The organism is Actinomycetospora termitidis (genome assembly GCF_030286555.1).
GTDB classification, from domain to species: domain Bacteria; phylum Actinomycetota; class Actinomycetes; order Mycobacteriales; family Pseudonocardiaceae; genus Actinomycetospora; species Actinomycetospora termitidis.
In genome coordinates this window covers 302,450-316,989 of record NZ_JASVWF010000002.1, presented here as the reverse complement: position 1 = coordinate 316,989, position 14,540 = coordinate 302,450, and the positions used below count along the sequence as shown (strand labels likewise).

At 73.5% G+C, this 14,540-nt stretch carries 13 protein-coding genes; 5 read left to right on the top strand and 8 right to left on the bottom strand.

The genetic code is table 11. From position 1 onward, the window contains the following. From QRT03_RS09425 to QRT03_RS09410, 4 genes are all read left to right on the top strand, one after another. A complete protein-coding gene (locus tag QRT03_RS09425; protein WP_286052427.1) occupies positions 1-882 on the top strand; it encodes a fumarylacetoacetate hydrolase family protein in 882 nt (293 codons plus the stop codon). Then, entirely contained in the window at positions 879-1,847 is a 969-nt protein-coding gene (locus QRT03_RS09420) for an alpha/beta fold hydrolase (protein WP_286052426.1), read from the top strand. Before QRT03_RS09425 ends, QRT03_RS09420 begins: the two co-directional genes overlap by 4 nt. A 12-nt stretch (positions 1,848-1,859) precedes the next feature. After that, complete coding sequence (locus QRT03_RS09415) at positions 1,860-2,336, top strand: VOC family protein (RefSeq protein ID WP_286052425.1); 477 nt, start codon at positions 1,860-1,862, stop codon at positions 2,334-2,336. Between the two features lie 132 nt (positions 2,337-2,468). Continuing rightward, positions 2,469-4,031 carry an FAD-dependent monooxygenase gene (locus tag QRT03_RS09410; RefSeq protein WP_286052424.1) on the top strand — a complete coding sequence of 521 codons (1,563 nt, stop codon included), beginning with the start codon at positions 2,469-2,471 and terminating at the stop codon, positions 4,029-4,031. Here the strand turns inward: QRT03_RS09410 and QRT03_RS09405 are convergent. After that, positions 4,028-4,966: an NAD(+)/NADH kinase gene (locus QRT03_RS09405; RefSeq protein WP_286052423.1), complete on the bottom strand. Its 939-nt coding sequence runs from the start codon at positions 4,964-4,966 to the stop codon at positions 4,028-4,030. The two genes, QRT03_RS09410 and QRT03_RS09405, sit on opposite strands and share 4 nt — an antisense overlap. 24 nt (positions 4,967-4,990) lie before the next feature. Beyond that, positions 4,991-5,584 (bottom strand): dihydrofolate reductase family protein, encoded by a 594-nt coding sequence (locus tag QRT03_RS09400; RefSeq protein ID WP_286052422.1) that lies wholly within the window; start codon positions 5,582-5,584, stop codon positions 4,991-4,993. Between the two features lie 256 nt (positions 5,585-5,840). On the opposite strand from QRT03_RS09400, the gene QRT03_RS09395 reads away from it, so the two are divergent. Next, positions 5,841-7,133 carry a cytochrome P450 gene (locus QRT03_RS09395; RefSeq protein ID WP_286052421.1) on the top strand — a complete coding sequence of 431 codons (1,293 nt, stop codon included), beginning with the start codon at positions 5,841-5,843 and terminating at the stop codon, positions 7,131-7,133. Between the two features lie 82 nt (positions 7,134-7,215). On the opposite strand, the gene QRT03_RS09390 is transcribed toward QRT03_RS09395, so the two are convergent. From QRT03_RS09390 to benB, 6 genes are read right to left on the bottom strand one after another with little or no spacing between them, the layout of a single operon-like run. Next, the gene (locus QRT03_RS09390) at positions 7,216-7,509 is read right to left on the bottom strand and encodes a hypothetical protein (RefSeq protein ID WP_286052420.1); all 294 of its coding nucleotides are present in this window, start codon (positions 7,507-7,509) and stop codon (positions 7,216-7,218) included. Next, on the bottom strand, positions 7,502-7,720 hold the full coding sequence (locus QRT03_RS09385) for a hypothetical protein (protein ID WP_286052419.1): 219 nt from the start codon (positions 7,718-7,720) through the stop codon (positions 7,502-7,504). Before QRT03_RS09385 ends, QRT03_RS09390 begins: the two co-directional genes overlap by 8 nt. A gap of 60 nt (positions 7,721-7,780) precedes the next feature. Continuing rightward, positions 7,781-8,467: a maleylpyruvate isomerase family mycothiol-dependent enzyme gene (locus QRT03_RS09380; RefSeq protein WP_286052418.1), complete on the bottom strand. Its 687-nt coding sequence runs from the start codon at positions 8,465-8,467 to the stop codon at positions 7,781-7,783. A 5-nt stretch (positions 8,468-8,472) separates the two neighbouring features. Beyond that, on the bottom strand, positions 8,473-11,160 hold the full coding sequence (locus tag QRT03_RS09375; protein ID WP_286052416.1) for a helix-turn-helix transcriptional regulator: 2,688 nt from the start codon (positions 11,158-11,160) through the stop codon (positions 8,473-8,475). A gap of 7 nt (positions 11,161-11,167) precedes the next feature. Then, positions 11,168-13,975: a benzoate 1,2-dioxygenase electron transfer component BenC gene (gene benC, locus QRT03_RS09370; RefSeq protein WP_286052415.1), complete on the bottom strand. Its 2,808-nt coding sequence runs from the start codon at positions 13,973-13,975 to the stop codon at positions 11,168-11,170. 9 nt (positions 13,976-13,984) lie between these two features. Continuing rightward, positions 13,985-14,539: a benzoate 1,2-dioxygenase small subunit gene (gene benB / locus QRT03_RS09365; RefSeq protein ID WP_286052413.1), complete on the bottom strand. Its 555-nt coding sequence runs from the start codon at positions 14,537-14,539 to the stop codon at positions 13,985-13,987. Position 14,540: the final 1 nt, after the last annotated feature.

Here is a 14,540-nt window from a genome sequence, read left to right as displayed (position 1 = left end):
GTGCGCATCGCCAATCACGCGGGTCGGCTGGCCCTGGTCGAACCCGACGTCGAGACGTCCGGGGGCCTGCGCGGGCTCGACGTCGCGCGGGCCTCCGACGGCCGCTTCGGCGCCGACCCGCAGGCCGTGTACGACCGGTGGGCCGAGTTCCACGAGTGGGCCGCGACGGTGGACCTCGCCGACGCCGTGCCGCTCGACCTCGCCGCGCTCGGCCCGGTCACCCCGCGCCCGCCCCAGGTCTTCGCGGTCGGCCTGAACTACCGCGACCACGCCGCCGAGTCGGGCATGGAGCTCCCGACGACGCCGCTGGTGTTCACCAAGTACGCCTCCAGCTTCACCGGCCCGCAGGGCGACATCCGGCTGTCCCCGGGCACCGTGGACTGGGAGGTCGAGCTCGTCGCCGTGATCGGCCGCGGCGGACGTGACGTCCCGGCGGAGCAGGGTTGGGACCACGTCGCCGGGCTCACCGTCGGGCAGGACGTCTCCGACCGCACCACGCAGTTCGCCGCCCCGCCCCCGCAGTTCGGGCTGGGCAAGTCCTACCCCGGGTACTCGCCGATCGGCCCGGCCCTGGTCAGCGTCGACGAGCTGCGGGCCGCCGGCATGGACCCCGACGACCTCGAGCTCGGCTGCCTGCTCAACGGCGAGAGCGTCCAGAAGAGCCGCACCGGCGCGATGGTCTTCACGGTCCCGGAGCTGGTCGCCGCGCTCTCGGCGATCGTGACGCTGCTGCCCGGCGACGTCGTGTTCACCGGCACCCCGGCCGGGATCGGCGCCGGCCGGACACCGCCGCGGTTCCTCGGCGACGGCGACGAGCTCGTCACCTGGTGCGCCGGGGTCGGGCAGATGCAGCACCGCTTCGTGGCCGGGGACCGGTCGTGACGCCGCTCGAGGCCGCGGACCGCGCCGACACGTTCGTCTCCCACGCCTACCCGGAACGGACCGTGGACCTCGGCGAGGTCCGGATGAACTACGCGGTCGCCGGCGACGCGTCGCTCCCCGCCCTCCTGCTCGTGCCCGGCCAGTCCGAGTCGTGGTGGGGTTACGAGGCCGCGATGGGGCTGCTGGCCGAGCACTTCCACGTGCACGCCGTCGACCTGCGCGGGCAGGGCCGGTCGACGTGGACGCCGGGCCGCTACACGCTCGACCTCTTCGGCAACGACCTCGTGCGCTTCGTCGACCTGGTCATCGGCCGGCCGACGCTGGTCAGCGGGATGTCCTCCGGCGGCATCCTGTCCGCCTGGCTCTCGGCGTACGCCAAGCCCGGGCAGATTCGGGGTGCGGTGTGGGAGGACCCGCCGCTGTTCTCCAGCGAGGTGCGGCCCGCGTTCGGGCAGGGCATCGACCAGGCCGTCGCCCCGGTGTTCGCGGCGTGGAACAAGTGGCTGGGCGACCAGTGGTCGATCGGTGACTGGCCCGGCCTGCTGCGGGCGATGCCGACGGAGCTCCCGCCCGAGATGCTGCGCCACCTGCCGTCGATGTTCCCGCCCGACGAGGACGCCGGGCCGCCGTCGGGCCCGCCGCAGAACCTGCGCGAGTACGACCCCGAGTGGGGACGGGCGTTCGTCTCGGGCACGGCGACGGCGTCCTGCGACCACGTCACGATGCTCGAGCAGGTCCGCGTCCCGGTGCTGCTCACCCACCACTTCCGGACCGTCGACGAGCGGACCGGGCGGCTCACCGGCGCGTCCTCCGACGACCAGGCCCGCCGTGCCCGGGAGATCGTCACCGACGCCGGCGGGCGGATCGACTACCGCTCCTTCCCCGACATGCCGCACTCGATGCACGAGCACGCCCCGAAGCAGTACGTCGAGACCGTTCTCGACTGGCTCGCGACCCTCGACTGACCGGAGGACCCCATGCCCACCGACCACCGCACGGCGCCGATCATCCCGCCGAAGCTGCACCACGCCACGTTCGTGACCCTGAAGCTGGACGAGATGGTCGGCTGGTACGGCCTCGTCTGCGGCCTGCAGCCCGTGCACTACAGCGAGGCCGCGGCATGGTTGACCAACGACGAGGCCAACCACCGCATCGCCCTGATCGCCCACCCCGCCATCACCCGCCCGGTGAACAAGTCGACCAGCGCGGGTCTGCACCACACCGCCTTCGAGTACGCGACGTTCGGGCAGTGGCTCGACAACTACGTCCGGCTGCGCGAGCACGGCATCACGCCGTTCATGTGCCTCGACCACGGCCTGACGATGTCGATGTACTACGCCGACCCCGAGGGCAACGGCGTGGAGATCCAGTTCGACTGCTTCGGCGACTGGGGCGCGTCCAAGGAGTGGATGTGGGCCTCCCGCGAGTTCGCCGAGAACCCCATCGGCGAGTAGTTCGACCCGGACAAGATCGTCGAGGCCCACGCCCAGGGTCTGTCGGAGGCCGAGATCCACGAGGGCGCCCGCGCCGGCAAGTACCGGCCGGAGAACCCGCCGGCCGACGTGCTGCTGCCGGAGGTCTACTGAGTGGGCGGCACGCAGCGCAGCGGAGCTGCCGCGCCGGGGGCCGGGCACAGCACGCAGGTTCTCGTCGCCGGCGGCGGTCCGGTCGGGCTCGCGGCCGCCGTCGAGCTGGGGCGGCGCGGGATCCGGTGCGTGGTCGTCGAGCCGCGGGAGACGGTGTCGCGGGCGCGCCCCCGCTGCAAGACGGTCAACGTGCGCACGATGGAGCATCTCCGGCGGTGGGGCATTGCCGACCGGCTGCGGGAGCGGGCGCCGCTGCCGGTGTCGTTCTCGTCCGACGTGGTGTTCTGCACGTCGTTGACCGGCCACGAGCTGTCCCGCTTCACCGGCGTGCTCGGCCTGTCCGCGGAGGGCGACCGCTTCCCCGAGGTCGGGCAGCAGGCCCCGCAGTTCGTCCTGGAGGAGCTGCTGCGCGAGGTCGTCGAGGAGCTCGACACCGTCGAGGTCGCCCTCGGACGGCGCGTCGTCGACCTGCACCAGGACGAGGACGGGGTGACGGTGCGCCTCGACGACGGCCGGGCGGTCGTCGCCGAGTACGTCCTGGGGTGCGACGGCCCGCGCAGCGCGGTGCGGGAGTGCATCGGCGCGTCCTACGTCGGCGAGCACGCCCTGCGCCCGAACTACGGGATGGTGTTCCGCGCGCCCGGGCTCTCGGCACGGGTCCGGCACGGCCCCGCCGTCCAGTACTGGACCGTCAACCCGTCCGCCCCGGCGCTGCTCGGCCCGCTCGACCGCGACGACACGTGGTGGATCATCGCCTTCGGCCTCGACCGGGAGACCGGCGACCGCGACGGGCCGGCCGTCATCGACGCCGCCGCCGGGACGCCGGTGGGCGCCACGGTGCTCTCGAGCGATCCCTGGACCGCACGCATGCAACTGGTCGACACGCTGCGCGTCGGCCGGGTGTTCCTCGCCGGGGACGCCGCGCACCTCAACCCGCCGTTCGGCGGCCACGGACTGAACACCGGCATCGGCGACGCGGTCGACCTCGGGTGGAAGCTCGCCGCAGTCCTGCAGGGCTGGGGTGGTCCGGCCCTGCTCGACAGCTACGAGGCCGAACGACGCCCCGTGCAGGACCGGGTCGTCCGCGCGGCGCACGAGAACATGAGGACCCTGTCGACCGACCTCGTCACCGACGACCTCGACGCCGACACCCCCGCCGGCGCGGCCGCCCGCCGTGCCGCCGACGAGCGCATCCAGGCGACCAAGCACGCCGAGTTCCACGCCCTGGACCTCGTCCTCGACGTCGACCACGGCCACTCCCCCGTCGTCGCCCCCGGGGCCGGAGGGCGGCTGCCGCACGCCTGGCTCCCCGACGGCCGGTCGCTGTACGACGTGCTCGGGCCCGGGTTCACCCTGCTCACCGGACCCGGCCACGACGTCGCCGGCCTGCGCGAGGTCTGTGCGCGACGGAGCGTCCCGCTCACCGTCCTCCCGGAGGGCAACGGCTCCGTGCGGCTCGTCCGACCCGACCAGCACGTCGCGTGGTCGGGGCCGGTCCTCCCGCAGGACCCGACGAGCCTCGTCGACCTGGTGACCGGAGCGGTCGTCCCTGCCGTTTCCTAACCCTCCAGCCGACCGCGCAGCCGCCGGACCTCGTCGCGCACCTCGTCCGGCAGCAGCTCGGCGATCTGGCCGGGTCGCAACGGCAGGTCGAGCAGGCTGAGCTTGAGGCGGCTGCGCCGGGCGTGGCCCGCGGGGTCGATCCGCACGACCTGACCCGCCTCGGGTCGCAACCGCGCGGCGATCGACGCCGACGGGCGTAGCGCGGCCCACGCGTTGCCGTCGACGCGCAGCACCGCCTCGCGTCCGGGGGCGGCGTTGCGGATGCCCACGGTGTCGGTGGCGGGCAGGACGATCGAGTGGCTGATCCCGGTCATCGGGGCCACCGGGGTCATCGCGAGGACATCGGCCGACGGCGAGATCACGGGGCCGCCGGCGGCGTAGTTGTACGCGGTCGACCCGGTCGGGGTGCTCAGGACGAGCGCGTCGCAGCGGTAGTAGCCGAACTGCACGCCCTCGACCTCGAGATCGAGCTCCACCGACCCGCCGGCCTCGGCGGCACCCAGCACGACGTCGTTGAACGCCGTCGCCACGGCCCCGTCGGCCTCCACCTCGACGCACGCGTAGGGCTCGACCACGAACTCGCCGTCGGGCAGCCGGTCGAGCACGTGGCCCAGGTCGGCCGGGTTCACCTCCACCAGGAACCCGACGTTGCCGTAGTTCACGCCGAGCACCGGTACCGGCCGCGCCAGGACCAGCCGCATCGCGCCGAGCATCGTCCCGTCGCCGCCGAGGCTGACCAGCGCGTCGACCCGGGCGAGGAAGGCCTCGTCGGGAACCGTCTCGATCGGGACGGACGGCGGCAGGCGACCGGCCTCGTCGTCCCGGGCCAGCAGGCGCACCCCGCGCCGCTCGGCCCACTCGTGCAGCGTGCGCAGCGAGCCCTCGACCACCTTGGTGGGGTGCACGACGACCCCGATGCTCGGTGACGGCCCCATGGCCGCTCATCCTGCCCGACCGGGTCAGCCGCCGACGACGTGGAGGCTCGGGCGGTAGACCAGTTCCTGAGTGCCGCCGTCGAGGGTCCGCTGCTCGAGCAGCTCGAGGTCGAAGTCGGCCGCGACCGCGAGCACCGGGTCCGTCCCGGTGCGCCCCGTGAGCACGGGGAAGATCGTCACCTGGAGCCGATCGACCAGGCCTGCGGCCAGCAACGCCCAGTTCAGCGACAGGCTGCCGTGCGAGCGCAGCGGCACGTCGGACTCCTCCTTGAGCCGCCGGACGACGTCGACAGCGTCGCCGGTCGCGACGGTCGCGTCCGGCCAGTCCTGCGGATCCTGCAGCGTCGACGACACGACCGTCGCGGGCATCGAGCGCATGCGCGAGACCCACGGATCCCGCACCTCGTCGCCCTCGTCGCTCGCGGCCAGCATCTCGACGAACTGCCGGAATGTGGTGGCGCCGAAGACCATCCGGTGCTCGGCGTCGAACGAGCGCAGACGGTGCTCGAGCAGCTCGGGGCCCTGCTTGCCCCAGTAGCCGCCCCAGTCGCCGTCGCCGCCGTACGAGCCGTAGCCGTCGAGGCTGGAGAAGACGTCGAAGGTGTACGTGGCGGTCATGGCCGTCCTCCTCGGGTGGTGGACCGGCCTCGTGCCGGTCCCTCATCCCGACGACGAACGGGACGGGTCCCGTTTCGACACCCCCGACGAGCGAACCGTGTCCGTCGGACAGGGTTGCGCCGACGCACGTCGACCCGCAGCTGGCCGCATCGGCACGCAACCCCCGCACCGAGAAGCACATGACGCACCTCCCGCGGCGCTCGGAGGTGCCTGGTGTGCCTCTCGACGTGGGATCCTGCGGACGAGGAGGTGCGCGATGGACGTGGCCCGCGACCTGCGACTGGGCGGCCGTCTCGCGGTGATGCGCAGCGGTGGCCGCGTCCTCGCGTGGAGCGGCGACCCAGTGCTGCGTCTGATGTACCGCCCGTGGGTCGACCGGCCGCACCAGGTCCACCGGCAGCTGCGCGAGGGCCCACAACCGTTCGTCAGCCGGAGCGGCGTCCTCGTGGTGGCGACCGCAGAGCTGTGCCGGGAGGTCGTCCGCGACCGCCGCTTCGGCGTCCGGACCCGCGCCGGCGGCACGCCCGGCGGTGCCGTCGACGGCGCCCGTGACCCGCTCCTCGAGCCGGTCGACCTCTCGATCCTCGGCCTCGACCCGCCCGACCACACCCGGCTGCGTCGCCTCGTGGCCCCGGCCTTCACCCCGGCGCGGGTCGCAGCGCGCGAGCACCTGGCCCGGAGCGTGGCCGAGCGGCTCGTCGATGCCGCGTCACGGAAGGACCGCTTCGACCTCGTCGCCGACGTCGCGGTCCCCCTGCCGGTCGCCGTCATCGCGGACATCCTCGGCGTGCCCGACGCGGACGCGGAGACCTTCGGCCACTGGGGCCGGGCGGTCGGCGCCGGGCTGGGCGGGGTGCGGTCGCTGCGGGCGCTGCACCGACTCGACCGCGCCGTGGTCGAGCTGCGCGGCCTGATGTCGGACCTGGTGGCCCGCCGTCGTCGGGAGGGCCGGAGCGGGACCGACGACGTCCTCGACCTGCTCGTCGCCGAGGAGGTCGACGACGACGAGGCGGTCAGCCTGGCCGTCCTGCTCCTGCTCGCGGGGTTCGAGACGACGAGCGGGCTGATCGGGAACGCCGTCGCCGCCATGCTCGCCTCCGGCAGCTGGGACGACCTGGTCGACGACCCGTCCACCGCGGCCGCCGTGGTCGAGGAGACCCTCCGTTTCGACCCGCCGGTCCAGTTCACCGCCCGCGTCCCCCACGAGGACGTCGAGCTCGCGGGCACGACCGTCCCCGCCGACTCCACGGTGCTGGCCCTGCTCGGTGCCGCCGGTCGGGACCCGGCCGTCCACACCGATCCGGAGGTCTTCGACCCGACCCGGACGACGGCGGCGGAGCACCTCGCGTTCTCCGGCGGGCTCCACTACTGCCTCGGCGCGCCCCTGGCCCGCCTCGAGGGGCGGGTCGCCCTGGAGGCCCTCGCCACGCGGATGCCGACCCTGCGACGCCTGCCCGGCGCCACGCGCCGCCGCTCACTCCTGCTGAGCGAGTTCACGCGGCTGCCGCTCGCTCACCACAGAGGGAGCGACGGCAGCCCCCTGTCGTGACGCCGGCCGTCCCCGGGTCCGGCGTGAGCGGCGAGGGCCCTGCCGTGTCCGTCTGCCGCGCGACTCATCCTGCTCCGCGGCGCTACAGCTCGAGCACGGCCCGGAGCGCGTTGTCCACGGCGTCCAGCTGCTCGACGGTGACCTCCCCGAGCCGGTCCGTGAGCATCGACCGCGGCGGCCGGTCGAGCAGGAGCACCGACGCCCACCCCCAGGGCGTCTCCACGGCCAGGAGGGACTCGGGGTTCGTGTCGACCACGTGCAGGGCGTAGCAGATAGCGACGTCCTGACTCTCGTTGAGCAGGTCGGCGGACACGACCAGGCGCTTGTCGGACTGCCCCCGTAGACCGCTGTACCGCCAGACCTCGCCCCTACGCACTCGACGCGGCGTCGGCCTCGTCGTGGGCGTCGGACTCGTACGCAGGGTGGGCCGCGAACCATCGGCCGTGGGCCTTCAGCGCCTCACGCAGCTCGTCCTGACGCACCAGGCGCTCCAGGTAGCCGGAAGCGCCCCCACGGGCCTTCTCCCCGCACTGCCGGACCCGCCGAGCCACCGCCTCGTCGAAGCTCACCGTGATGCGCTCGGTCATGCGCACCAGCGTACGCACCTCCTGCAGCGCGCGCTGCAACGAGCGGTACCGCTGGGTGCCTCACCAGGGCGGCAGGACCGGTAGCTCGCCGTCGTGACGCAGACCGTCCTCCACCTGCTCGCGCGCCAGGAACGGCAGCAGGTCCTCGTAGTAGCCCTCGAGTCGGACCGCGCCGTCGCCGACGGTCCACTCCTCGCCCTCGCGGGCCACGACGTGCAGGCCGGGACTCTCGGGGTTCCCCTGCAACCGGAGGACGCAGATCTCGATCGCGTCCACGATCGCGTCCGTCCCGGCCTCGTGCCACTGCCACGTGGTATCGAGGTCGTGGTGGTGCACGATCAGCTCCGCGGTGCGCAGGGCCGGGAGCGCGTACACGCTCAGCTCCCCGGCACACGGAGTCGTCACGGTCTCCGTCCGGGCTCCGTGGGGCAGCCCCTCCAACGCCGCCGCGAGACGGCGCTCGGCCTGCTCGAGCCGCACGGCCAGCTGCCGGGCCGTCGCCCCGTCGACCGCCTGCTCGAGGTCCGCGGGCGCGGCGGCCTCCCCCGTGACGAGGCCCGTCAGGACGTCCGCCTCCTGCGCGAGGTGGGCGACGACGTGGGCGCGGGTCCAGCCCTCGCACCGCGTCGGCCTCCCGAGCTCGTCGTCGGCCAGGCTCGCGATGGTCGCCATCGCCATGCCTGCCTCCCGCCGCAGCACCCCGAGGTCGCCCACGAGACTCCGGGCGCTCTTCGTTGCGGTCTCCATCCCGGTCACTCCTCCTCGTCGTGGTGCAGGCGGGCCAGTTCGGTACGCGACCGGACGCCGACCTTCGTGTAGATGCGGGTCAGGTGGTACTGCACGGTCTTGGGTGAGACCTGCAGCTCGGAGGCCACGTCCTTGTTGGACATGCCGGTGCTGACCAGGCGCACCACGGCCGCCTCCTGGGCGGTCAGGTCGTGCGCCCCGCGGTCGCCCCGGCTCTGGTGCACCCCGCCGGCCCGCAGCTCCCGGTCGCAGCGGGCGACGTAGCTGGTGGCGCCGAGCGCGAGGAACATCTCGCGCGCGGTCGACAGGACGGTGTCGGCGTCGCGACGACGCCCGAGCCGACGCAACGACCCGCCGTAGGCGAAGTGCGCTCGCGCCCGGTCCCAGCGCAACGACATGGTGTCCAGCGCCGCGATCGAACTCTCGAACGCCTCCCGCGCGGCGTCGAGTTCACCGCGCGCGGCGTGCAGGCGACCCCGCGCCCACGCCAGGCGCGCGCACTCGGCGCCGTTGCGCTGAGCGCTCGCCCGGGCCTCGTGCTCGGTCAGGAAGGCCTCGGCGTCGTCGACGTGTCCCTCGAGCACGAGCGCGTTGACGTACACGTCGCGCCACGGCCACCACCCGGGCTGGACGACCGTGCTGTCCTCCCCGAGGCCGGTCAGCGGGGCCAGCGCACGGACCACCGCGGCGTAGTCCGAGCGGGCCTCCGCCAGCGACGCCCGGGCGAGCCGCCGCGGCACGGCCATGATCTCGTAGTCCTCGGCACCCGCGTTCGTGTCGCGCAGGACCCGCTCGGCGCGCTCCGGGTCGCCGCGCAGGCTGTGGATCTGGGCGGCGGTCCAGCCGAGGAGCGGCGTCACGATCGCGATGCCGGAGCTCTCGGCCCGGCGCAGGCCGTCCGCGACCGCGCGCAGGGCGAGGTCCCAGTCCCCCGCGAGGAAGTGCGCCCGGGCGAGCCAGCCGGAGGCCCACAGCGAGATGCGCGAGGAGCCGCCGAGGGTCGTCGTCGGGATGGCGCTCTCGAGCTCGGCGCGGGCCTCGTCGAGGCTCCCGACGACGAGGTGCAGCCAGCCGTGGCCCATCGTGATGCGCTGGACCTGGGGTCCGCGTCGGACCCGGATGGCGAGGTCGCGGTACTCGCCCAGGGCCTCGTCGGGACGACCGGACGCGGCCGTGCCCAGCCCGCGCATCGCGAGCGCCTCCACGGCGGCCGGGTGGTCCGCGCCGACCAGGGCGGTCGCGCGGTCCGCCCACGCGACGAGGACGGCACCGTCGCCGCAGCACAGGGCGTGCAGCACCCGACGCTGGCAGATCCAGGCCGCGGTGTCCGGGTCGTCGGCCGGGTCGCAGAGCTCCCAGGCGCGGGTGAGCGCCCGTTCCGCCTGCGCCGTCCGCCCCAGCAGGATTGCGAGGTAGCCGAGGACGGAGTTCCGGATCGCGGTGTCGAGCAGGTTCTCGATCGCGGGGATCAGTGCCTCGGCCTCGAACACGGCGCCGGCGCCGATGAGCGCGTCGACGGCGCGGATGAGCAGCAGTTCACGATGGTCGTGCCGGTCGGTCAACCGGCTCGCCTCCAGCAGGGCGTGCGCGGCGTCCGACCACGCGCCGTCCCCGGCCTTCCGGTTCGCCAGCTCGGTGAGCCGGTCCGCGAGCTCGACGTCCTGTCCCGGGGTGGCGGCCGCGAGCAGGGCCATCGCGCGGTGCGGCTCGGCGACGACCTCGGCCGCGCGCCGCCGGATGCCCGCCGCCCGGTGCGGCCCGACGAGGTCCAGGACGGCGGCCCGCACCATCGGGTCGCTCGGGCCCACCACCGGGAGGGACCGCCCGCCGAACCGGGTGACCAGCCCGGCGTGGGCCGCCTCGCTGAGGGGTTCCAGCACGTCGTCGAGGTCGGCGGTCCGGGCGATCTCGTCCAGGCTGGCGGGCTCGGCGAAGCAGGCGACGGTCTCGACCAGGGTCCGGGCCTCGTCCCCGAGCCCGGCCACGCGTTCCTGGACGCGGACGGCGACCTCGCGGGGCGCGGGCAGCCGCAGGTCGGGGACGTCCCACCCGTCGACCTCGTCGAGGAGCGCGAGGACGTGGCGGGGGTTGCCCTCGGTGTGCCGGCGCAGCCGCTGGACCAGCCACGGCGGCAGCGGACGCCCGCGGTCGTGGCAGAGCTCCTCGATCTCGTGCGCGGTCAGCGGCCCCAGCGCCGGCGACACGTCCGCGGCGCGGCGCAGCAGGTCCGCGAGCGCCGACCGGCCCGCGCCCGGGGTGGCCGCGAGCAGCGTGACGACCGGCGTCCCGCGGTGGTGCCGGGCGAGGGTCGACAGAGCCCGGAAGGACGCCATATCGACCCAGTGGACGTCGTCGACGACCAGCACCGTCGGACGCTCGCCGATGATCTCGACCAGGCGGCGCGCGGCCGTGAACGGGTCGTCGTCGGCCAGGTCGTCGACCGGCACCCCGAGCAGCTGCGCGATCACCCCGTACGGGCAGTCCTGCTCCCAGTCGACCGCGGTCGCCTCGAGCACCGCCCGGTCGGGGTGGCTCGTCGCCACCTCGCGGACGAGCCGGCTCTTGCCCGACCCGACCTCACCGGTGAGGAGCACCGTGCCCCGGCCGCGCGCGAGGACGTCGAGCAGGGCCCGACGGATCTCGCTCCGTTCGCGCGGCGTCGCGGCGGGCGCGGCGTCCTCCGGTCCGGTCACGGCGGGGTCAGCCGAGGTCCCCGCCGGCGACGGGCAGCACCGACCCCGTGATGTACGACGCCTCGGGCGAGGCCAGGAAGCAGATCGCCGCCGCCTGCTCGTCGAGCGTGCCGTAGCGCTTCATCAGCGACGACCCCGTGACCTGCTCGACCATGTCGTGGCGCCACTGGTGCTCCTGGTCGGAGGACGGTGCCGGTCCCCGCGGGGTCCGGCGCTCGGGTGCGTCGGTGCCGCCGGGTGCGGTGGCCACGACGCGGATCCCGTGCGGAGCGAACTCCATCGCGAGGGCGGACGTGATCGCGTTGACGCCGCCCTTGGCCGCCGCGTACGGCACCCGCAGGATGCCGCGGGTCGCGTTCGACGAGATGTTGACGACGGTGCCCCGCCCCCGCTCGATCATGTGGGGCGCCACGGCGCGGCACCCCCACAGCGTCGGCCACAACGACCGCCGGACCTCGGCCTCCATCTCCTCCGGGCCGTACTCCTCGAACGGCTTCGCCCAGATCGTGCCGCCCACACCGTGGATGGCGACGTCCACCCGACCGAACTGCTCGATCGCGGCGTCGACGACGGCCTGCGCGCCCTCCCACGTCTCGAGGTCCGCGAGCACGGCGACCGCGTCGCCCACGCCCTCGGTGCGGTCCTCCACGAGTTCCGCGGCGAGCTCCTTGACGGTGTCCGCGCGGTCCGCGAGCACCACGAGCCCGCCCTCGGCGTGGATGCGGCGCGCCGTGGTCTCCCCGATGCCCTGGCCCGCGCCGGTGACGATCACGACCTGGTCGGCGAAGCGACCCGGCGTCACGAACCTCGGGCGACGGGCCGCCTGCCGCTCGTTCATCGCACGCCGTGTGGTCGCCTTGGACCGCTCGGCGTGCTCGGAGAACAGCCGTCGGGCCTCGTCGCGGTCGCCGGACTCCATGGCGTCCACGATGTCCAGGTGGTCCTGCGCGCAGCGCGGGTCGCACCAGGTCGCCGAGCGCAGCGACTCCTCCATGTGTCCCTTGACCCCGAGGTCCTGGTAGGCGCTCAGCAGGTGGCTGTTGCCGGTCAGGGTGAACAGGTAGTCGTGGAACGCGGCGTTGGACTCGGTGTAGGCGTGCGCGTCGGTGAAGCGCTCGTTCGCCACGTCCACGTACGGCACGGTCGACTCCGCGAGCACCCGGTAGCCCGCGATCTGCTGCGAGGTGATGCGGCCGATCGTCAGTTCCAGCGCGCCGAGCTCGAGGGCCCGCCGCGCGTCGAAGATCGCGTCGGACACCTGGATCGACGGGTGCTGCTGGCCGATCTCGTAGCCGTCGGTCGTGACGGTGCCCGGGACGGACTCGTCGGCCGGCTCCGGCGCGCGCGGCGCGACCAGCGGCTCGACGACGCTCGTCGCGAACGCCTCCTGCCCGAGGATCCCGCGGGCGTCCTCGGCGACGAGCAGCCCGTCGTCGTCCGTGACCCGGTCGCCACCGACTCCGCCCTCTCCGGCAGGCAGCACGACCCGACCCAGCAGCCGGCGCGGCAGGTCCTCGACCGGCGACCCGTCCGGCAGGTCGGACGCGGCCGCGATCCGGGCGTCGGCGCCCAGCTCCGCCAGCTCGACCCGCGGCAGGATCATCTCCCCGTTGAGCTCGCGGCCCTCCCCGCTCGGCAGCAGTTCGGCCGATGGCTCGGGGTCGAGCACCACCGGCGCGGGCGTCGGCTCCCGCTCCTCGGTGTGCGACTCATGGCCGGTCTTCCCGACGTCCGGTGTGGTCGCGTCGGTCTCGGGCTCCGCGGCCTCGAGGTCCTGCGCGCCCTCCTGCTCGGAGTCGGGCTTCGCGGCGAGGGCGAACTTCTCGTAGTAGAAGCCCGCGGGCTCGAAGCCCCGGTCGGCGTGGTCGCGTCGCACGGCGTCGACCATCGGCGGCGGGCCGCACAGGTAGACCGAGGCGGCGCCGTCGTGCAGGTGCTCCGCCTCGGTGTGTGCGGTGACGTAGCCCTGCCGCTCGGCGGAGGTGTTCTCGTCGGCCACGGTGTGGACCCACGTGAAGTTCTCCAGCACCTCCTCGAGCCCGCGCAGCGTCTCCAGCTCGACGACGTCGTCGTCCGTGGTGGCGCCGTAGATCAGGTGCGCCTCCCGGTCGCTCCCGCTCGCGTGCAGGCGGCGCAGGATCGACAGGATCGGGGCGAGCCCCGTCCCGCCCGCGAGCAGCAGCAACGGCGAGTCGGACTCGCGCAGGAAGAAGCTGCCGTGCGGGCCGGTGAACTGCAGCGAGTCGCCGACCGACGCCCACTGGTCCAGGTACTCCGACATCACCCCGCCGGGCGAGAGCTTGATCAGGAAGCTCAGCCGCTCGTCGTCGGGACCGGAGGAGAACGAGTACGACCGCGTCTGGTCGGTGCCGGGCACGGCGATGTTGACGTACTGCCCCGGCAGGAAGACGAGCTTCTCCCGGTCCTCACAGTCGAGCGTCAAGGACACCGTCGTCTCCGACAGCCGCGCCACCTCGGCGATCGTCGCGGTGAAGCTGCCGGCGCTGGTCTTCGCGACGGCGGACGTGGTCGGGATCTGGATGACCAGGTCCGAGCGCGGGCTCATGCTGCAGGTCAGGACGTACCCGGCGGATTCCTCGTCGGGCGCGAGCGCGTCCTCGACGTAGTCGTCCATCTCGAACTCGCCGGACTCGAGGAAGGACTTGCAGGTGCCGCACGCGCCGTCACTGCAGTCGACCGGGATGTTGATCTTCGATCGGTAGGCCGCGTCCATGACCGTCTGGCCCTCGCGGCACTTCACGAAGCGCGTCACGCCGTCCTCGAAGGAGAGCGCGACGTCGAAGCTCGTCGTCATGACCCCTCCCTAGAAGTGGTAGATGTCGACGACGTGGTGGATGAAGTCGTTCTTCAGCACCACGGTCTTGCGGCGGATCAGCGGCGACGGCCCGGAGAAGTCGATCGTGTAGAACGACGTGCCGTAGTACGGGTCGACCGTCTTGTACCGGAAGTACATGGTGTGCCAGTTGAAGCGGACGTCGACCAGGTCACCGCGGCGCTCGATCACCTCGACGTTCGCGATGTTGTGGCTGGTGCGCGGTTCCGGGAGCGAGGTCGCGCTCGACCGCTCCGTGCGGATCCGGAACACCCGGTCCTCGAGCCCACCCTTGTTCGGGTAGTAGATCAGCGAGATCTCGCGCTGCGGGTCCTGGGTGAGGGTGTCGTGGTCGTCCCAGCACGGTAGCCAGTACACGACGTCGTCGGCGTAGCACTCCAGCCAGCGCTCGAACTCGCGGTCGTCCAGATAGCGCGCCTCGCGGTAGAGGAACTGCTCGATGAGGTTCTGGGTGATCAGGGCGTTCCCGCTGCCGGGGGTGTCCGCGTCGCGGCCGTTGCCGGCGGCCTTCTCCGTCGTCGTCATG